Below are 19,919 nucleotides of genomic sequence, written 5' to 3'. Positions count from 1 at the left end.
CATTGGAAGGAGAAGTGGCTAGACGATCTCCACGCCAGGATCGTTGCCTGGTACGACAAAATCCGGGTTTGCGGGTGACGGTGAAATACCGCGCTCAACGATGCCAGTGGCTACCAGCCACTCGTTTGCATTGCCGCTTGCAAAAATTACAAGCGCATCCTGGTTGGGAAGCGCCTGCAGTCGAACTATGAGCTCTTTGACGGTCATCGCGATTTCTCCTGACGACAGGTCCTTGCTGGCCAGTCGTAAGAAATCGTCGCCTCGATCTCGATCTTATCGAGAGGAGACCGTCGTCCACCAAATCAAATGTTAACGTGTAAAGCCTGCATTGTCCGTGACGTAAGCCGGATCATCTCGTCCGTCCAAACCTGGTGCCCCGTTCCGCCTCTTGCGCAAGCTTCAGCCAATCCTCGGCAAGGCGCACCCAAGCCTCCTTATCCAGAGGGCTCATGGCCTTCTCCGCCAGCTCACGGCATTCCTCAGCCTCCTTACGGAACCTCTCCGCGTCGGTTTGGGACGAGGGTGTCATCTGCGGTTCTTTCCCCTTCATCAACATGGGTATCGAGTTGTCTGTGGGAACAGCACCGAGCTATCCCGCGAAACGCGTCTCGCGATTGGCCGTTCCAAAGAAGATAATCGGCAGTTATATTATTGCTGCGGGTCGGCTAATGCGCTCTGCGCTAAATTTGACCGTTCCGCGCCGCGTGAATGTGCGAGAGCGCTAGGTCTGCTTCTGTGACGAAACGGACCTTCCAGCGCGGCCTGACGATGTCCGCCCTTGAGGGTACAGCGGACCTGCCATGAAAGCAGGGACACTTCCGAGTTTGGACCCAAAGCGGACGTTGCGGTGAACAGGTTTACCGGACTGGGCGTATCGGACCGCCTCGCGAAACTTCATCAGATCGGAGCTCGATCATCGCCTGTCGAGCGACGGTCGCGCGGTCTTGCAGCCGGACTTCCGATCACACGATCGTGCAGCGTTATGCACGGAAGCGAATCTCATGTTGGTTTTGCAGGATCGCCGCCCTAGAATTACGGGGATCCCGGGACGAGTGAAATGCAGTTTGTTTGCGACGCGCCGAACGGTAAGGCCTGGTTCCGTATCGAGACAGAAGGTGAGGCGGCGCATGAGTCTCGCCTGATGGGCCACACGGTCGAGAAATATTTTTGCCGCGAGCGGGAGAAGGCCGTCCAGTCATGGCGTCCCGAACGACCCGATGCGATCGAGCGCGACATCGGTCTCAAGGCCCATATACAGCGAGAGATGCCGCTTTTCCTCACGTTGCGCGACGGGGATGGCAATGCACTGAGTACAGCGATGCTGCCGCCGGGTGGCAAGGATCGCGGCGATTTCCGCATCATCATCGTTGCCGCATCCAATGCCGATCCTTACCCTCAGCAAGGCGCAGCCATCGCGGCGCTGGGAGCGCATTTCGGTCTCACACTCGATCGCGACCGCTGCTTTCCCTACCGCCGCTGACGATGAGCTGGAAAATTGCCGCCGCCGCTGCGTGATCCTGTCCGCTTCTGGCCGATTGTGTTGCAAAAGTCGATTTTCGCCGATGACCAAAATTCTGCGGGCCGTGGGCGCGACTTTCGTGTACAAGATGTGAGGGACCTCACGGCCTCGCGCAAATTCACAGGCGACTTTCGTAGCGCGATTGAGGTCATACGAATCAACGATCGCTCGCTGCTTAGTGTTTCGCGAAAAATCTTGAGCCCTGCAACTTTCGACTTTTGCAACACTATCGGCCCCTAACGGCCGTGCCGCATGAGCCGGATGATGTCCGCCTTGGAGAGCAGAGCAGAAGCGCTTCTAAAGCCGAACGATGCCGCCTTTTGACCCGGAACGGACATTGACCCTGGCCGTACTGGTGCCGGACGCACCAGCGGTCTAGCGACAATCCTCTTTTTTCGTTGCTTGTCAGACGCGAGATTGCTGGAGTTGTCTTCTCGGGCGAGGTAAGCGGTTATCTGCGCGCCTAGGCCACTGCCGACGCACGATTGCTTTGGGAAATCGACACGGCGCGCGACTACGCTACCGTGAATGGCGTTTCGGCACGCAGTGGTGCCATGGAGGGATCCGGTCCAACCATCGCGCGCGCGGCGCGAACGGGCTCGTCTTGTTCGGGAGGCAGGGTGAACTGAAACACTGCGCCCCGCGGTTCATTCGCGGTGACCCACAGCCGCCCTCCGTGCGTCTCGATGATCGAACGGCAGATGGATAGACCCATACCCATGCCGTCCGGCTTGGTGGTGTAGAATGCCTCGAAGAGGCGATCCTCACTCGTCGGGTCCAGCCCCGGACCGGTATCCCGCACCGCGAAGAGCACACCGTTCGAGATATCCGTGTTCGTGCTGATTCGTAGCTCCCGCGCCCCTTCGTTGAGGCAGCTCATTGCTTCGACCGCATTGAGGATCAGGTTGAGAATTACCTGTTGCAGCTCGACGCGAACGCATTTGATGAGCGGCAAGCCGGTCGCGAGGTCTGTTTGCAGCGAGACGCCATGTCTGAGCACTTCGCTTCGGGTCAGGGCGATGACGTCGAGGATAGTGTTATTGACGTCCATGCTATCTTTCCGCGCGGGTGCTTTCTTGATGAGGGCACGGATCTGATTGATCACCTCGCCGGCTCGCTTGGTGTCATTGACAATGCGAGCGAGCGTCTGTCGCACCTCCTCCAGATTCGGAGGTTGAGAACCGAGCCAGCGCAGCGCGGCCTGGGCGTTGGTAAGCGTCGCGGCGATGGGCTGGCTGACTTCGTGGGCGACCGAGGCGGTGAGCTGGCCCATCGTTGCGACACGGCTGGCGTGCGTCAGCTCCACCTGTTTCTCGCGGAAAGCCTCAGCGGCTCGCTTACGTTCGGTGATGTCCCGGCTTAGGGAAATGAACAGTCGCCGGCCGCCGTCTTGGCAGAACTCTCGCACGCGAATCTCGACGGGGAACACCGTGCCGTCTTTTCGGCGATGGCGACTCTCGAACGTTACGATGTCCCCCGCTTTGAGGCGATCGCCGTAACGCTGCCACGTCACTGTGTTCAGATCCGCATCGAAATCGAACGGAGTCATCCCGATCAGTTCGTCCCGGCTATAGCCCAAGCTTTCGCAGGCGTTTCGATTAACGTCGAGAACAATTCCATCCTGGTTGTGAAGCATGAACGTGTCGATCGCGTGGTCTACGAAGGTGCGGAAACGCGCCTCGCTCTCCCGTAGCGCCTGGTCGGTGCGCATGCGCTCGGTAATGTGCCGCCCGACGCCGCGATAGCCGACGAAGCGGCCCGCCTTGTCAAACACCGGCAGCCCCGAGACAGACACGTAGCGCTTGCCGCCGCCGGACGTCGGCCGGGCGAGCTCGAAATCGCGGAACGGGAGATGCGCATCAAGCGTCTCCCGGTGCTTGCGCCAGGCCTCTGCGTCAGGCTCCAGGTACGGCACTTCCCAGCGCGTCTTACCGATCTCGGAGCCCGGCGCCGGCGCGTCGGCAAGGCGATCGGCGAACTCCTGGCGGATAAAGCGATGCTGAGCGTCGGTCTCCCAGTACACCCCGAAGGAGAATTGCATGAGGATGCGAAAGCGCTCCTGGCTCTCCTGCAGCGCCTCTTCCGCACGCTGGCGCGCTGCCAACGTTTCCAAGTCGGCCTGCAATACGTCGCGCCACAGCAGCATGAGTCTGATGTAAAGCCCGCTATACTCGTTCCTTTTGTTGTCACAAACACAGAGAGTTCCGAATATCTCGCCGTCGGGCCAAGCGATCGGAACACCAAGGTAAGAAATCAATCCCAGATTACTGTCAGGGCACAACTTCCACCGTTCGTCCTCGCGGACGTCAGGGATAAGCAGCGATTGGCGGGTCTTCATCACGGTCTCGCAACAGAATCCCGTATCGAGCGACACGACGCCCCAAGGATCCCTCTTGGCATTGCTTGATATGAAGACCTTGATGCTGGGCGGCTCCGCCCGCATGATCAACGCGGAAGGGACGTGCACGATCTCGGCAAGTAGATCCACGATCTCCTGCCACTTGCTGACGATCTCAGAGGGTACTTGAGCAGGATGTGGCATGGTCGATTTTGTTGCCGAGAACAATTGATCTCATCGAATCATATTTTTGGGACGAGTAGCTCGCCGTTGCGCGTCCCGCAGCGGCAGATTGCCTCCCCAACCGGTCTTGAACATTGGATGCCGGTAGCTCTTCGCCCCAGCAGCGAATGATCGATCAGGGCATATCGCGTGACCACTATACTTATGTATGGGAGTAGCTAGACCTTCGCACTCTGACGCGAGATTATCTCTGACCGCTCGCTAGAAACAACGTCGAATTGGAAACCAACCTAATGTACCCGCCTTCGGACCCGTATCGGGAGACAAGAACCATCATGGTCGGTAGGCACTACTCACGCGCCAGGCGGCGACTATCAGGGAAGAACGGCCCTCTACTTGAACGAACAGAAAACCACCTCGGTTGGCGGCTTCTTTCAGACTGAGCCCCGACGAGGTGATCGAATGATTCCGACTTCCGCTCTTGGCCCTTAGGAGACATGGAGGAGGAGTCCAGCAAGGTCCGCTCTCGGCGGTAGAGCGGACGTGGAGCAGCGCGGGTTAATACTTCCGGCTTTTGGCGAGTCACGTGAGTTCGTTGCCGCGCGGCTCGCTTCGCTTTGTGAGTAACGCAGTCATCGAATTCGTCGTCGCGCCGCCGGGCTGATGAATACATGGCCTAGGTCGAAACCAGCGTTGAGACGAACTGCTCCATTGAGGGTTGCGCAGCTTTCTGCAGTTTGTGTAGGTCTTCGGGTTTGAGAGTCGTATAGCGCCGCAGCATCCGCCAATCCTTGTGGCCCGTCACCATCGCAACCTGCTGTATCGAGAAACCAGCTTCAAAGAGCAGGTTTGTGCCTTCATGGCGCACATTGTGAAAACACAAATCGTCGAGATCGATAGCGTTGCATGACCGATGGAAAGCAGCTCCAACGGATTTTGAGTGGTGAGGGAACACGCGTCCGATACTACGCGTGACTATACGTTGCTCGAGAATGATCTGCCATGCATCGTAGCCCGTGGAATTGAGGAGAGAAACTATCTGATGATTTCCGTCCTTTCGTCGCGGGTCTTTGCGATCGCGGATGGTGACCGTTCGCTTGGTCATATCGACATCAGTCCACTCTATCCGACAAATCTCGGCCTGGCGCATTGCAGTCGCGATTGCGAAGCGAATAATTCTACCGAGTGGAATAAATTGTAGGGGATTGCATTCAGCATATTCAATCAATCGGTTTAGTTCATCCTGCGTAGGACGGCGGTCGCGCTCGTTTGATTTTCCCACGAGATCGAGATGCTTCAGCGCAGCTCGCGCTAACCGAACACTCTCTACAGAAACTTCGATGCCGTGAACTGACGCAGCGTGCAGTAGGATGGTTCGTATGAAGGAGAGATCGATCGCAAGGGTTGCCGGCCCAGCCCCTTGCGCTGCTCGCTTCCGTCCGAACTCGATCAATCTTTCGCGGTCGGATTGGAACGTGAGTGCCAAATTGGAATTAGCCACGTCGTTATTGGCGTTGAAGCAAATTGGGCGCTCGTTTGCCTGATCAATTGACTTCGGTGAGTGCAGGGAAATGTCTTCGCTCTTACAAATAATTGATGCCTGGCCGGCCTTCTCGTGGTCAGAAGATCACTAGGAGTGGTGCAGATACCTTACGTAGTGAACGCCCCTCCCGCCTTCGGTCAGGGACCATTGCCTGAGCATTGACAAGACATTTTTCGCGAGGCGTTCAATCACTCCTTTGCCGAGCACGTTGGAGATCCTCGACAGGAAGAGGCGGCACTTCGGATCGCATCAGGCGCGGTGAAGCGGTCCTACATGAAAGTCGGCAACAACTGGATGTCACGACGTGAGCTCGGCTGATGGTTTGCTGCATTGAGCAAGGGCTTAGTCTGCAAGGTCGTCCCCCGATGCGTTAAACGCTTTGCAAATGTATCCAGGCCGCCCGGACACCGAATCGCCGACATGCTTGTGATCGCGCTCCATATCGGCTGGCTGCGTGATCTAATTTCATCACGTCCCTCACGCTCCATTGAGGCGTTTCCCCAACTACACTCACGTTGCGGCGTGTGTGATTTACCCCTCGAAGCGTTGGATCAACGCTGACTTCATTGCCAAGCTGGTTCTTGATTTCAGTTGAATGTGCGTCGTTCTTGGCCCGAGAATACGTCATGGCAATGGACAGCAAACCTCAAAGACAGAGTAGCCGAAACAATGCGCCGGCCGCATCCGTTGAATGCGGAGATTTCATCGATCAGACGATTGCAATCTGGCAGCCGCGGACAAAGCGGCAGCTTACCCGCGAGGACGGCCGTGAGATCATCGAGAATATGACTGGCTTCTTTCGCATTCTTCAAGAGTGGGACCGCGTCGATCGGGCCAAGAAGAACGCTGACAAGTCCTGATTGTGACTCGCTTTACGGTTAAAGAATCTCGTTGCGCCCGGAATCGGACGTCGGCAGAATGATCCTAGGTCCTCCAAACGCGGGCGTAGGGTAGGCCTCATGAACAAGCAAACACGAAGCGAGATCACTGCCGTTGGCGATGCGACGAAAGCGATTGCTTACGCGCGCGTCTCGTCGAAAGAACAGGACAAGGAAGGTTTTTCGATTCCTGCCCAGCAAAAGCTGCTTAGCGGTTACGCGCAGACGAACCGACTGACCATTGTGCAGGAGTATGTTGATGTCGAGACCGCCAAGCATACCGGCAGGACAAATTTCGAAGAGATGGTGCGCTATCTAAAGTCGCACAGAAATATACGGATCGTTTTGGTCGAGAAGACCGACCGCCTTTATCGTAATCTCAAGGATTGGGTGACGCTCGACGAGCTTGATGTCGAAATTCATCTCGTCAAAGAGGGCGTCGTTCTCTCGCGCGATTCCAAATCCTCGGAAAAGTTCGTGCACGGCATCAAGGTCCTGATGGCGAAGAACTACATCGACAATCTCTCAGAAGAAGCGCGTAAGGGCCAGCTTGAAAAAGCGGAGCAAGGAATTTGGCCTTCGAAAGCGCCTCTTGGGTATCGCAACGTTACTGGCCTCAATGGTAAAAAGATCATCGAGCCAGATCCCGAATTTTCCGGGACGATCACACACCTCTTTGGCTGGTACGCGACGGGTACTCTTTCGTTGAAACAGCTTGCAGCCGAGGCGCAATCGGCGGGACTCGTCTATCGCCGGACCGGTGGGCCGCTGCCGACGAGCAACCTGCACGCCATCTTACGCAACCGTCTCTATACAGGTGATTTTGATTGGAACGGTCGTCGATATGTTGGCCGCCATCAGCCGCTTGTGTCGCGTGAGCTATGGGAGCGAGTCCAAGGGGTGCTCGATGGACGCCATGCGAGTAAGAGCGGGCGCAAAACCAAGCGAGACTTTGCATTCTCCGGACTGATCAAGTGCGGACATTGCGGTTGCGCCCTGGTAGGCGAGCTTAAGAAGAAGCGCTACGTGTACTATCACTGCACTGGGTATAAGGGGAAATGCCCCGAACCCTATGTTCGGGAGGAGGTGGTCAGCGAACAATTTTCTGCCCTTCTTGGGCGGCTCTCCTTTGGCGACGAGGTCCTGTCGTGGGTGAGAACGGCACTGCTTGAAAGCCATGCGGACGAGCAGAAGGAACATGAGGCCGCCATCGGCCGCCTGCAGGGCGAATACGATCGGCTGCGCCACCGTCTCCACGCGATGTATGTCGATAAACTCGACGGACGGATAGACGGCTCGTTCTATACCCAGATGTCTGAGCAATGGCGGACCGAGCAGGACAAGATTGCTCGGGAGATTGCGCGTCACCAGGCGGCCGACCGTTCGTATCTCGAAGAGGGTGCGCAATTGATTGAGCTCGCGCATGGCGCGCAAAGGCTCTTTGCAAAACAAGAAGCCCAGGAACAGCGACGGCTTCTGAATTTCGTACTATCGAACTCAATCTGGAAAGATGGCGAGCTCACCGCGACGTTCCGGCAACCCTTTAATCTGATAGCAGAAGCTACCGCAGCGGCGTCGGGTGGAGAGGGCGGCGGAGGCCTAAATTCGCCCGGGCATCCGGCTTGGCTGGGGAACTAGGATTCGAACCTAGACAAACAGAGTCAGAGTCTGTTGTGCTACCGTTACACCATTCCCCATAAACCATTGATATTACATCGTTTCTTGTCGAAACTTTTGCAAATGGCTTCGCAAATGGTCCCGATCATATAACTGCACCGGTGGTTTCGGTCCAGCCCTTGTTGAATCGCCCTCGAAACAGCCTGCATCTAGCGGTTTTCGTAGGCTTTGCTGCGTTATCCTGGGACATAGCATTGTTCTTTCCATTAGCTGACTCTGATTAAGCCGTCAGCGCGGCTTGGCTAAGAGAACGAAAATTGCTCCGGTCGGTGGTTCGAGTCGCTCCCCCGCTACCACGGGCCACGATTTTCTACGCCAGACTACGATTTTGTACGATTTCGTACGCTCGATGGTAGCGCTTGGGCGCCTTAACTAAGGGAGAAGTTTGCGTTAGCCGCTACACGGGGTGTTCTCGACCCGCATGAGCCAGCGTCGCTGAGACCCCGACCGTCGATCTCGATCGATGGATCAAATCCATTGAACGCAGGGTGCTCAGGAAATCTCGCACGCCTGAGCGTCCGCCGCTACCGAGATCCGACCGAACTTCCCGCCTGATCACCACTTATCTCTTCCCTACGTGGATCCGCCACTGCAACGCCCCCGCTACCATCTTTACACTCCTTTGACCTGGTTCGGATGAGCCTTCTATCCCGAGCAAGGCATTTAGGCGGCCTGCTATCTACATGGCTACACCACGTGGGCGCGCCGGATTGCTGAACACAGTGACGGTCCTCCACCAGATTTCTGATGGCTTCTGCCGCCTCTCCGGAGTGGGCGTGACTGAGGTGAGAGTCACTGAGCATGGCGTTTCAGTCGAACTGATACCCGTCGGACGATCGGTAAACACCGGTTGTCTGAAGTGCAGCGTTCCCTACATGCCTTGAGTGATCGGAAGTTCGTAACGGCCTTCGACCAACGATGGCTTCGGCAGATACGCTCTCAGCAGCACCGTGAAATTTCCGTCGGCAGGCGTCGGCAACCAGTTTGCGTTCGGCGCTGTGCTCGGTTCGCTTCTCGACATCCAGATATCGATAGATCCATCCGCGCCGCGTCTGAGGCCCGGTGTGCGATCTCCGATCGTGTAGCGATTGATTGGATTGTCCACGAAATAGAACTGCCCCTCAGGAGTAATCTGATACATCGACAACGACCAAAACGCGTCGACCGGCGGTAGTGCTCGCCCGAGAACGTCAGTCGCCAGTTTCGCGCGCTGTCGTACCCCCGAGAGTCCGGACCTAGTGCACGAAAATACATTGCTTCCACTCGGGTCAGCCCGCCAAGGCCGCCTAAAGCCACGGCCGCACGATAGTCGTAGTCCTGACCGAAATTACCCAGGCTTGATCGGGGATATGTCCAGCCGTTCTGTACGCGGCCGAGGCCGCGAGCCTGCGACAAGATCTTCTTCGCGTCCGAGATACCTTCTTCGATTTCCTTTGCCTGATCGGCAGAGAAATTCTTCAAATCGAAAGTGCCACCCAGGCGCAGAAGGGGAGCCATGCTGTCGAGAATGCGAATATCTGTTACCGGCGGTGGACTCTCGTTCATGAGCTCTTGAACGGAAGCAAAATACTCGCTCCAGGGCGCGGACCGTCCGGCATAAGCTTTCAGCGTCGAGCTCTCGGCGCCGCTGATCTGCCACCCGTCCTGAAACGCATGAGCACGGGGCAGGTCGTCCTCGCTGTCGACGAGTGTCCTTCCGAGAACCCAGACCCAATTCGTGGGCGAGCGGATGACCATCGGGTTGAGGGTCGCGTCGTGCGGTCCAACCACCATAAACGATCGAGGGCCGTTCCCGGATGTCCGGGTGCCAACCATAGCAAAATTGTTGGTGTACATGTCCATGAACGGGATACAGTAGTAGCGGCCCGCTGAGTCCGGTACGGTGATGATTACTGGTCCCTTTTCGAGGTTCAGCCACGCCTGCGAATAAAGCGTGTCATTGTTCGGGGTCGTGACGAACTGACCTTTGGCTGAGACGAGCTTGCGCTGATGCTGGAATGTATTAGCTCGAACCCCCTCGGCGAATCTCGCGCTCCGTTGTTGTCCCATTTCGATCAGTGGCAGACCCACATCCATGCGTCAGCGGCCGCTTTACGCAGGCTACCCCGAGCGTCGGTGGACGACTCCGTTGCGCGAGCGACGCCGGAAACCTGTGCGACCGCCGCAGCAGAAGTGACAAGAAAGCGTCTTCGGTTCATGTTGGTCCTCCTGTCGCGTGGCTGGAGCGCCTCATCGGAGAGCGTCCAGCTTCCCAGAAGCCAATGCTTCCCGAAGCCGGAATTTCTGTACCTTGCCGGACGCGGTCAGCGGAAACTCGGTGCAGGCGAACCACAGCGTCGGCACCTTGTGGTGCGCCATCGCCGCGCGACAGTGCGCGGTCAATCGTTCCGCGCCTCCGGTCGCGTCCGACTTCAGCCGGACGGCCGCGGCGACGACCTCTCCCCATTTCTCGTCCGGCGCCCCGAACACCGCGACATCGGCGACGTCGGGATGCTGCAGCAGGCAGGCTTCGACCTCGGCCGGATAAATATTCTCTCCGCCGCGGATGATCATGTCCTTGAGGCGGCCCGTGACACGCAAGTGGCCGCGCTCATCCAGCGTCCCCAGGTCGCCAGTGCGCAGCCATCCGTCAGCCGTGATGGCCTGACGCGTATCCTCCGGCGCGTCGAAATAGCCGATCATGGTCTGATATCCACGGACTTGAATTTCGCCCTCAGTGCCGGTCGGCAAAACGCGAAGATCCATCGGATCTGCGACACGCACTTCGACGTTCCAGAGCGGCTTTCCCACGGTGTGGACGAACTCGGTCTCCGGATCGTCGACGCTCGTCTGCGCGACGATCGGGCTGAGCTCGGTCTGACCGAAGACGGTGACGACCGGGAGGCCGAGCGCTTCCTTCACGCGGCGATGGATCTCGGGAGAGACCGGCGCACCTCCAGACAACGCGACGCGCAGCGACGACAGATCGCGCGGGGCGGTCTTCATCGAGTCGATCAGCGCGAGCAGCATCGTCGGAACGCCGAAGACGATCTCAGCTTTCGTCGCTTCGATCGCCTGCAACACCGTCGGCGGATCGAAAAACAACGGCAGCACCAGCGTCGCGCGCGATGTCATGCATCCCAAAACGCTCATCACAGAGCCGGCCGTGTGGAAGAGCGGCATTGGACTGAGCAGGACGCTGTCTTCGAGGCCGGCCCTGGCGGCAACGTAGCTCGCGTTCGTCACGAGGCCACGGTGGTGCAGCAACGCGCCCTTGGGGCGACCCGTGGTTCCCGACGTATACTGGATCTGTGCAGGGTGTCCGGGGTCGATTTCGGGTAGGCGCGTTGCCGGCGTGCTCCGGATTTGATCGAGCCAGCCGTCGAAAGCGTAACACTTCAGAGCGGTCTTCTTCTCCATGTCGCGGGCGACGGCCCCGGTGTCGACGCCGCGGAAGTTCGCTAGATGGAAAAGGGCGGACGACCTTGACCGGCGCAGCACGAACTCGAGTTCGCTCGGCTTGAACGCTGGGTTGGCGGTCACAAGGACCACGCCAGCGAGCGCCGCGCCGTATTGCAGCACAACCCACTCGGGCACGTTCGGCGCCCAGACGCAGATGCGGTCGCCCGTCTCGAAGCTCCGCAGCAGCCAGCTCGCGCAACGCCTCGCGTCATCATTTAACTGCGCGTACGTCCACCGTCGATCGGTGTTCGGGACCCTGACGGGCGACGGCATTGACGTCGGCACGACCTCGATCAGTGCCGTACGATCGGGAACTTCGGCGGCTGTCGTGGCCAGCGCCCGGCCGATGCTGACGTCAAGGATTCCTCGCGTCGTATCCGCCGGCCAGTATGATTCTAGAAGCCTCTTCCCGTCCGTATTCATTCTCTCTCGATCCTTTGCCTTGCTGGAATCTTCTTCTTTGTTTCGAGCAGGGTCCGCATCGCTTCGGCCCAAGCGGCGACAAGGCGCTCGCGTCGCCCCGGCGAACTGCGGAGATTCTCGGAAATTGCGAGCCCTCTGATGAAATGGAGCGTCAGCGCGACGACTTCGTCGTAGGCGTCAGAATCCGTCCACTCGCCGAAAAGCTGGAAGTAGACTCGGTCGAGATCGCGCCGAGCGCCGCGTTCGGCCGCGATCAAGGCCTGCTTCAGTGCCGCGTCGGTGCGCGCGACCGCCCACAACTCCAGTTCCGCGAGATAGGCCGGCTGACGCGCAGCGAAGGCGAGCGCCTCGACGGCCGCGACCAGACTATCGGCTGGGCCGGCCCCGGCGCGGCCTTGCGACACGGCTCTCTCGTTACGGCGGACCAGTTCGGCCACACTCGCGGCCAACAGGGAGGCGTGGGTCGGGAAATGATGGAGGAGGGCGCCACGGCTAACTTCCGCCCGATGCTGCACCGCAAGCGTTGTCGTGCCTGCGACGCCGGCCTCGATCAAGCATTCGACGGCGGCATCCAGGATACGTGATCGTGTGGAATCGGCCGCTCCAGCCCGGCCTCCGGTCTTCGCCGCTTTTGGCATACCTCTCCCCTTCGACAGTCAGTGTTGACTGTATCAAGGTAGATGCTACAGTCAACCTTGACTGGTTTGACCCCGAAGGATCCCATGCCGAATTTTTCGACCCTCAGCATCACAGTCCGCGAGGACGCTCCCCGCATCGCGCGCCTCGTTCTTGACCGTCCCGAACGTTTTAACGCTATCGACGATGCGATGCCTGGAGAGATCCGGGCCGCCGTCGAGTGGGCGGAGGAGAACGACGACGTGCACGTCATCGTGATCGAAGGTGCCGGCAAGGGCTTCTGCGGCGGGTACGATCTTGTCGCCTACGCCGAGAGTGAGATCGAGCACCCCTGCCAGCAGGAGAGCGAGCCCTGGGACCCTATGGTCGACTACGCTTTCATGAAGAAGAACACCGAAAATTTCATGAGCCTCTGGAAGTGCTCGAAGCCGACCATCGCCAAGATCCACGGCGCCGCGGTCGCCGGTGGCAGCGACATCGCGCTCTGCTGCGACCTGATCGTGATGGCCGAAGATGCTCGGATCGGTTATATGCCCACGCGCGTATGGGGATGTCCCACTACGGCGATGTGGACGTTCAAGCTCGGACCTTCACGCGCCAAGGAGATGATGTTCACCGGCAACATGATCGACGGTCGGACGGCGGCGGAGTGGGGCTTGGCGAACGCCTCTGTTCCGGCCGAGCAGCTTGAGGGGGCAACGCGAAGGCTAGCGGACCGGATCGCCGGCGTGCCGAAGAGCCACCTCGCAATGCACAAGATGGTCGTCAACCAGGTCATGCTGAACATGGGCCTCGAACAGACGCAGTCGCTTGCGACTCTGTTCGACGGTATCACGCGTCACAATCCGGAGGGCCTGTGGTTCAGGCGCTACGCGCAGAAGCATGGATTCAAGGCTGCGATCGAGTGGCGCGATAGCGGACGTCCGATTCCGGAGCGCGACGAGGCGCGCAAGTTGATCAACGAAATGGATGGCCGAAACTGAGGCCGCCAGGAGCGTGATCGATGTCGGTCAACATCCATCCGGTCGATACTACGGCGTTGGCTACCTATATGCAGATACGGGTCCTGATTGGGGGTCGTCAGTGTTGGAACAGCCCATCTTCGATTTTGCCTTCACGCGATGAGCTGGCACAATCCTCTCGAGGCGCTGCTCGGGCTCAGCGGTCTGGATCTCGGCGCGCGGGCGCACTGGCCTCTCGCTGGCGAAATGAAGGCGCATGACCGAACTCATTCTCCATCACTACGACTTCTCCAACTACTCGGAGAAGGTGCGTGTTGCGATGGGCTTCAAGTCGCTCCGTTGGAAGAGCGTGGTCGTGCCGCCGGTGATGCCGAAGCCCGACCTGACGCCGCTGACGGGCGGCTATCGCCGCGCGCCGGTTCTCCAAATTGGCGCGGATGTCTATTGCGACACGCGGATGATTCTCAAGGAACTCGACCGGAGGCATCCCGCGCCGACGTTGTTTCCTGCCGGATGCGAAGGGCTGGCCAACGCAGTGTCGGCCTGGGCCGAAGGACCGCTCTTTCGTTCCATCATGTTGTATGCGTGGGGCACCAATCACGATTTGATGCCGCCGCAACTGTTCGAAGACAGAGCTCGGATGAGAGGTTTGCCGGTTCCGAGCGTCGCGGCGGTAGAGAGAGCGGCGGCGCGCAACGTGCCGCTGGTCCGTGCGCAGTTGCCGCTTGTCGAAGATATGCTGGCTGATGGCCGGACATGGATCTGCGGCGACCGATTCACCGTGGCGGATCTGTCGATATTCCATGCGCTGTGGTTTCTAACAGACCGCAGCGACCGGTTGGCGCACGAACTCCAACGCTTCTCTGCCGTTCGAAGCTGGATGGAAAGAGTTGAACAACTCGGGCATGGCGAGCGTGAGGAGATTGCGCCAGATGAAGCGCTGGAGATCGCACGCAAAGTCGAGCCGGCGCCGCCATCGAGAAATGGCGTCCGACATCCCGAGGATCCCGAATGCGGTTCGCTCGTCGAGGTGCGCGCCATCGACTACGCGAAGGATGCAATCGCAGGCCGCGTCGAATTTCTCGACGTAGACGAGGTTGCCATCGGCATCTGCAACGATCGGGTCGGCGACATCGTGGTCCATTTCCCGCGTGTCGGCTTCGAGTTGCGAAAGACACGGAGTTAGGCGCGGATCAGGTCCGCTGACCAAGCGCAACGGCGCTCATCACTTTAGCTGTACATTGAAGAACGCCCCGGAGAAGCAAATGAACATCGAGAACAATTCGACGGATGACGTGCAAGCCTATCGCGCGGTCGAGCGGATCTATCATTCGTATCTCACGGGCCTCGTCCTTCATCTCTCGTCGCGCGCCGGGGCGGCTCGCGCTGCCGAAATCGTGTTCAGAATGTTCCGGCGCCAGCAAGCAACCCATTTCGTCGCGAGCCTCAAAAAGCTTGGTTTGGACAGGCTGCCGCATGCGGTCGCGAGCGCACAGTACAACTACCTCGCCAATCAGGTTGGTGGCGTAAAGGTCGAATACGTTTATGAAAGCGACAGGAAGGCATGGATTCGTTATCCGCCCCCCCGTTGGCTTTGGTATGGCACCGCAATTTGTGGAATTCCCTCGGAAGTGTCGCGCGGGATGCTAAGGGGGTGGCATGGCAACAATGGCGTGGTTCTCGGTAACCCTCGCCTCGGCTTCGTCTGCACGGGACAGACCGTCGACGGGCAACCCGGCCTGGAGGGATATTACCGGGAGTACGATCACGAGCTTTCTCCGGAAGAGCGGCTGCAATTCTCGCCCGGTGAGCGCTGCCCGCCATTCAGGCCAGAACTTGCGCCACGCCTTCCCGAAACGAATTGGCCAGAGAGTCGCTTGAGAAAGGCGCTCCGCAACTACGCGATGGACTATATCACGTCGATCCTGCCTGAAATGATGTCGGTGCTCGGACCGGCCGAGGGAGGTCACTTGGGAGGTCTAGCTGCCCGATTGATCGGCATGCATATGTTCGACGAGGTTGCGTCCATGCTCGGTGGAGTGGACCAAGGTGTCGCAGGCTTCGCGACCGCACTTACGCGCCTTCTGCGAGGCCAAGGCGATGACGCGGAGATGCATCTTGAAGGTGACACGGCGATCGTAAGACAAACTACGTGGCGCCTCATGGCGGGAAGGGAGCAAATGTCTCCCGCCATATTCGATGCATGGAACGAATTGTGGCTGGGCGCCGCACTAGCGCACGATCGTTTCATGCGCGTTACCCTAATCAGCCGACGCGATGCCGGCGACCCGGTGTGGGCATGGGCGATTCGAGAGGGGCGGTAATTCGCAGTAGAACCGCCAACTTGAATTCGGCAGTCCCGATGAATTGATCGGTAGATCCAAGTCATCCTGATCGAAGCACTTCTGGCGTCGACCAGCATGGCTGAATGTCGGCGCCCGGTGATGCGCGCCGTGTATCTGCTAGCGAGCAACGGATACGAGTCTCTTGTGCCTCGCTCGGCGCCTGCGCCGCCTGAGTCTTCCCGCCGGGTGTCGGATCATGCGGGATTTGAAACTGCAATCGGAGTCAGGTGGAATTCCGACCGGAAACACCGCGCCTGGCGGACCAAATGCCGCTTTCGATTTTCCGCGACGGAGGTCGCTGTCGCCCGACCGGGCGCCGAAAGGGGTTTCGACGTTCCTCCGTACGAGGGTACAGTTGCGGCAGTCCCCGGCTCACGAACGACCCTATGCGAAGGATTGGATGAGGTATAGCAGGTCCGGCGAGTGTGGGGAAAGGCGGTAGCGGACCCCCGCTACCACGGCCTCGATCTTCTACGCCAAACTACGATTTCCCACGATTTCCATCGATTGGTGGTCGCGCTCTCCGACAGTTCATGGGCGGCGCTTCTCGAACTCGAAGCGTCCTTCAAGTTCTGACAGCGGCGGGTGGGCAGAAGCGATCCAACTCGATGTCGCCCAGGTCCACGGGTCCACACCTTTGTCGTCGATTTCACGGCTCCTTACAAATCGGTGCCGGCGTCGGCGGCACCGGATGATCCTTCTTGTACTGAGCAATGATCGGCTCGAGAGCCGATCTTGACCAAAATTTCGGAGACCTGATTTCTTTCAAGCAGGATCGGTTCCAATATAGCCCCCGGCGCGATGGTAACTGGTCAGCCGCAACTGCCTGCGCGATGGCGTCGATATCGTGTGATTCAGGATAAATGTAGACCGTGCTGGGATTGTCTTTCATCAACGCGATGACTTGCTCGGCGTCTGATGGCGACCAACTGGTGCAACCATTGCTGCGGCCTGCAGAGTAATCGACCAGTGTTCCAAATGGAACGTAACCGTCATGACTCGCGTAGGGGCTGTGCGGGTGCCTTCGAAGACATACTCCCTTTAGTGATACGGCCGCGTGGCCCCCGATCGCGCGCTCTCTGGCATTCGCGGTCTCACCTTCACCGTCAAACTGAACGAATGAGCGTATGAGGATCGCGTCTTGCTTTGCTGAAACGCGGTAATAGCCTTTGACGGAAGTCTTCGTCTCGACCGTCACATAGGCGCCACCGGCTGTCAGGTTGGAATCGATCGCATTGCCGAAGTTCTTTGCGCACCGCCTCCCATTTGCAATATCCGCGATGCCTTTCAGATCGCGACCGCTGCCATGACCCGCTGAAACTGCGCGAAACGACCGGTCGGCCTCGCAGATAATGTAGAACCGGCGCCCCAAGTTGCCTTCACTTGTATAGTTGGGCCGCGTAGCGTCCATAGCGAAGTAGCAGGGATTTCTGACCGCGCCTGCACGCACCTTTTTCAGGTAGAGCGCGCGAGCTCTCTCCAAGACCACTGGTGCGATTTGACCTTCGCTGTCGCCGACATGGGGCTGCAACCAGGCCGGCACGGCCGATGACTGACCTACCGCAAAAGCTGGGTCCGAACTGGACAAGACAGTCATGCTGACGAGGCCGACAATGTTCAGAAGGTGCACTCTTGACTGCAACGCAACAGCTCTCTTGTCCACGTATCTTGCACCCGGCTCGGATGTCGCCACGCTCTGCAAAGGCCGCGTTGGTTCAGATCCGCCGCTATTCGTCATGAGTCTGACCTGATCCGCCGACCGCAACAATATTGAAGGGCCTCCCGCCGAGGCTGATTTCACTGGCCTTGGTGAGGCTCATTGCGTCGACGAGCGAAACGACGCCTCTTGCCGGATCAGTCACAGCGATCTTGTCACCAGCGACTGCCAGCCGTGGGCGCGGATCATTCCAGTGACCGTCCATGGAGTAGGGCTCGGTCACTCGTAGCGATCCGTCAAGCTTTCCGGCGACAACATCCAATCGATGCAAGCGTCCATCTTCCGTAAAGATGTACGCGAATTTTGCGCGGACTGGATCCACGGCAAAATCCACCCGCCGCACTGGCAATGTCACGAGGCGGAACGGTTCCGCATCAGTCGGCTCCATCAGAACGACCTTGTCAGAACCGTAATTGCCAAGGAAGTATTGCAAGCCTCGTCCGCCAAGCATGATGGTCGTCTTGCCGCTTGGCAGCGCGGCGGCGTAGGGAAGGTGCTTAACCTGCGGCGCGGACCCATCCATGCTGGCAACGAGAAGTCCGGTAGCGCAGCTGAAAACAAGGATGTTTCCTGATGTTGCTTCGCCGTGCAGGTCCGGGCACGAATGAACGCCGCCGATTTGCGCACCAGACTTGTCGACGATCTTGATGCCAATGGGCAATTCATCTGAGTTCTTGACGTTAGGCTCGGAAAGGAGCGTGTAGCGATCATTCGCAACCGCGACCCCATGGTGAGGCACCCCCGCTGCGGTTTCGCGCAGAACAGACTTCGATTCCAGGATCATCCTTTCGGATGCGAATCGCGCGCGGCCCTCGCCGTCGAAGAAGATCGCGATCTCGCCACCATACTCGACCACGTGCGATGGCTGCTTGCCCGCGATCTCAACGCCAAGCAATCGCGGCGGCTTGACTTTGATGTCGCCGTGATCGCCATGATCGTCAAATGATATGCCACTATCAATCGCTGTGACCAGGTCCGCACCTCTCTGCACGGCAAGGACCGTCCGTCCGGTCTTGCTGCGGTAGAGACGAGCTGGCGCTTTGGTCGCAAAGGTTTCGATCTTCTCTTGCTTGAGGAGATCGATGACATTCACAATTGGCTCGGAATGGTCGGAGACGAACAGGCGCCACGCCGTCTTCTCGCCAGCTAAAGCAGCGCAGTTGAGAGCGAGTGTCGTCAGAAGGACACCGATAGTGCCGGTTTGAACTCTGGTCATCGGATATTTTCTCTCAAAACAGCATTCGCGCTCCGAAACGAGACGCGTTCGATCAGGGGACATCAGGCGCGATGGCCTTCCGGATTGTCGAGGCGTTGTGCTTCATCATGTCAACGTAGGTGGCCGCCGGCCCGTCGGGGCGGGACAGAGCATCGGAGTAGAGCTCTCCGCCGACCTTCGACCCTGTTTCCGCGGCAATTCGCTGCACGAGACGGGGATCGGTGATGTTCTCGACGAAGACCGCGGCGACCTTGTCCCGCTTGATTTGCCGGATGAGACTGGCGATGTCGGACGCTGGGGCCTCGGCGTCTGTTGAAAGGCCTTCTGGCGCGAGAAATGTCAAACCGTATTCGTGAGCGAAGTAGCCGAATGCGTCATGCGCGGTGATGACAATGCGCTTGCGGGGCGGGATGGGTGCGATCGTCGTTCTGATCTCGTCATCGAGCACGCTGAGAGTTGCATCATAGGCTTTGGCATTTGCCTCATACGTCGTGCAGCCGGGTGGATCGATCGAACAGAACGCGTCTACGATATTTTTGACGTAGATCCGGGCATTCGGAACCGCTTGCCACGCATGGGGATCATAGTCGCCGTGGTGGTGGTGATGGCCAGATCGCCCGTGATGGTGCGCTTGCTCAGTGCTCTTGAGCGGCTGGACTCCTTTCGTAAGCTCGACAACCGGCGCCTTTGTTCCGCTCGCTTCGATAAGACGTCTCAAGAAGCCTTCGAACCGAAGGCCGTTGACGAGTACGATGTCGGCGGCGGCAATAGTTCGGACGTCCGCGGGCCTGGGTTCGTAAACGTGGGGATCGCCGTTTGCTCCGACGAGTGACCTGACATCGATACGGTCTCCGCCGACATGACGCGCAAAGTCAGCAATAATCGAGAAGCTGGCGACCACATTGAGCTTCTTGGTCGACGCGGCACCAGCAGCAAGCGGTGATAGTGAGACGAGTCCCGCAAGCACGACCGTTCTTAACGTCTTGATGATCGCGTCCATCCGATGCTCGCCTCAGCCTGAACTGTTACAGAATATGTAAT

General features: G+C 58.7%; 16 protein-coding genes, 1 tRNA gene and 1 pseudogene. 7 read left to right on the top strand and 11 right to left on the bottom strand.

All coding sequences use genetic code 11. The annotated features are described in order from the left end of the window. Positions 1 to 18 precede the first annotated feature (18 nt). Positions 19 to 207, bottom strand: a complete 189-nt coding sequence (locus tag V1277_RS00750) for a hypothetical protein (protein WP_334414637.1) — start codon at positions 205 to 207, stop codon at positions 19 to 21. An 850-nt stretch (positions 208 to 1,057) separates the two neighbouring features. Here V1277_RS00750 and V1277_RS00745 point away from each other — a divergent pair. Beyond that, positions 1,058 to 1,480 carry a hypothetical protein gene (locus V1277_RS00745; RefSeq protein WP_334367195.1) on the top strand — a complete coding sequence of 141 codons (423 nt, stop codon included), beginning with the start codon at positions 1,058 to 1,060 and terminating at the stop codon, positions 1,478 to 1,480. Between the two features lie 553 nt (positions 1,481 to 2,033). Here the strand turns inward: V1277_RS00745 and V1277_RS00740 are convergent. Beyond that, entirely contained in the window at positions 2,034 to 4,085 is a 2,052-nt protein-coding gene (locus tag V1277_RS00740) for a PAS domain S-box protein (protein ID WP_334414636.1), read from the bottom strand. Positions 4,086 to 4,716: 631 nt separating this feature from the next. After that, positions 4,717 to 5,541, bottom strand: coding sequence for a site-specific integrase (locus V1277_RS00735; RefSeq protein ID WP_334414635.1), 825 nt, complete (start codon positions 5,539 to 5,541; stop codon positions 4,717 to 4,719). Positions 5,542 to 5,751: 210 nt separating this feature from the next. On the opposite strand from V1277_RS00735, the gene V1277_RS00730 reads away from it, so the two are divergent. The 3 genes from V1277_RS00730 to V1277_RS00720 all read left to right on the top strand — a co-directional run bounded on the left by V1277_RS00730 (position 5,752) and on the right by V1277_RS00720 (position 8,099). After that, complete coding sequence (locus V1277_RS00730; RefSeq protein WP_334420253.1) at positions 5,752 to 5,901, top strand: ChaB family protein; 150 nt, start codon at positions 5,752 to 5,754, stop codon at positions 5,899 to 5,901. A 308-nt stretch (positions 5,902 to 6,209) separates the two neighbouring features. Next, positions 6,210 to 6,443 (top strand): hypothetical protein, encoded by a 234-nt coding sequence (locus V1277_RS00725; RefSeq protein ID WP_334414634.1) that lies wholly within the window; start codon positions 6,210 to 6,212, stop codon positions 6,441 to 6,443. Between the two features lie 99 nt (positions 6,444 to 6,542). Continuing rightward, on the top strand, positions 6,543 to 8,099 hold the full coding sequence (locus V1277_RS00720) for a recombinase family protein (RefSeq protein ID WP_334414633.1): 1,557 nt from the start codon (positions 6,543 to 6,545) through the stop codon (positions 8,097 to 8,099). Here V1277_RS00720 and V1277_RS00715 read toward each other — a convergent pair. The 5 genes and pseudogenes from V1277_RS00715 to V1277_RS00700 all read right to left on the bottom strand — a co-directional run bounded on the left by V1277_RS00715 (position 8,085) and on the right by V1277_RS00700 (position 12,640). Continuing rightward, a tRNA-Gln gene (locus tag V1277_RS00715) sits at positions 8,085 to 8,158 on the bottom strand. The genes V1277_RS00720 and V1277_RS00715 overlap by 15 nt on opposite strands. An 851-nt stretch (positions 8,159 to 9,009) precedes the next feature. Beyond that, the gene (locus tag V1277_RS34920) at positions 9,010 to 9,279 is read right to left on the bottom strand and encodes a DUF1214 domain-containing protein (protein WP_442894556.1); all 270 of its coding nucleotides are present in this window, start codon (positions 9,277 to 9,279) and stop codon (positions 9,010 to 9,012) included. Positions 9,280 to 9,779: 500 nt separating this feature from the next. Beyond that, positions 9,780 to 10,187: pseudogene (locus V1277_RS34915) on the bottom strand (DUF1254 domain-containing protein); the annotation flags it as partial. Between the two features lie 180 nt (positions 10,188 to 10,367). Beyond that, entirely contained in the window at positions 10,368 to 12,002 is a 1,635-nt protein-coding gene (locus V1277_RS00705) for an AMP-binding protein (protein WP_334420252.1), read from the bottom strand. After that, complete coding sequence (locus tag V1277_RS00700; RefSeq protein ID WP_334414631.1) at positions 11,999 to 12,640, bottom strand: TetR/AcrR family transcriptional regulator; 642 nt, start codon at positions 12,638 to 12,640, stop codon at positions 11,999 to 12,001. The genes V1277_RS00705 and V1277_RS00700 overlap by 4 nt, the downstream gene beginning before the upstream one ends. 84 nt (positions 12,641 to 12,724) lie before the next feature. Here V1277_RS00700 and V1277_RS00695 point away from each other — a divergent pair, with 84 nt between their 5' ends. The 3 genes from V1277_RS00695 to V1277_RS00685 all read left to right on the top strand — a co-directional run bounded on the left by V1277_RS00695 (position 12,725) and on the right by V1277_RS00685 (position 15,924). Further along, positions 12,725 to 13,621 (top strand): crotonase/enoyl-CoA hydratase family protein, encoded by an 897-nt coding sequence (locus V1277_RS00695; RefSeq protein WP_334414630.1) that lies wholly within the window; start codon positions 12,725 to 12,727, stop codon positions 13,619 to 13,621. A 235-nt stretch (positions 13,622 to 13,856) separates the two neighbouring features. Next, positions 13,857 to 14,786 (top strand): glutathione S-transferase family protein, encoded by a 930-nt coding sequence (locus V1277_RS00690; RefSeq protein WP_334414629.1) that lies wholly within the window; start codon positions 13,857 to 13,859, stop codon positions 14,784 to 14,786. Between the two features lie 79 nt (positions 14,787 to 14,865). Next, the gene (locus tag V1277_RS00685; RefSeq protein WP_334414628.1) at positions 14,866 to 15,924 is read left to right on the top strand and encodes a hypothetical protein; all 1,059 of its coding nucleotides are present in this window, start codon (positions 14,866 to 14,868) and stop codon (positions 15,922 to 15,924) included. Positions 15,925 to 16,594: 670 nt separating this feature from the next. Here the strand turns inward: V1277_RS00685 and V1277_RS00680 are convergent. The 3 genes from V1277_RS00680 to aztC form a co-directional block, all read right to left on the bottom strand. After that, positions 16,595 to 17,542 carry a hypothetical protein gene (locus V1277_RS00680; RefSeq protein ID WP_334420251.1) on the bottom strand — a complete coding sequence of 316 codons (948 nt, stop codon included), beginning with the start codon at positions 17,540 to 17,542 and terminating at the stop codon, positions 16,595 to 16,597. 130 nt (positions 17,543 to 17,672) lie between these two features. After that, positions 17,673 to 18,878 carry a hypothetical protein gene (locus V1277_RS00675; protein ID WP_334414627.1) on the bottom strand — a complete coding sequence of 402 codons (1,206 nt, stop codon included), beginning with the start codon at positions 18,876 to 18,878 and terminating at the stop codon, positions 17,673 to 17,675. A 52-nt stretch (positions 18,879 to 18,930) separates the two neighbouring features. Further along, positions 18,931 to 19,869 (bottom strand): zinc ABC transporter substrate-binding protein AztC, encoded by a 939-nt coding sequence (aztC, locus tag V1277_RS00670; RefSeq protein WP_442894555.1) that lies wholly within the window; start codon positions 19,867 to 19,869, stop codon positions 18,931 to 18,933. Positions 19,870 to 19,919 lie beyond the last annotated feature (50 nt).

Origin of the sequence: Bradyrhizobium sp. AZCC 1588 (assembly GCF_036924735.1) — a bacterium.
In the GTDB taxonomy this organism is placed as follows: domain Bacteria; phylum Pseudomonadota; class Alphaproteobacteria; order Rhizobiales; family Xanthobacteraceae; genus Bradyrhizobium.
Note: the sequence above shows the minus strand (reverse complement) of the source record. Positions and strands in the feature narration are given on the sequence as shown.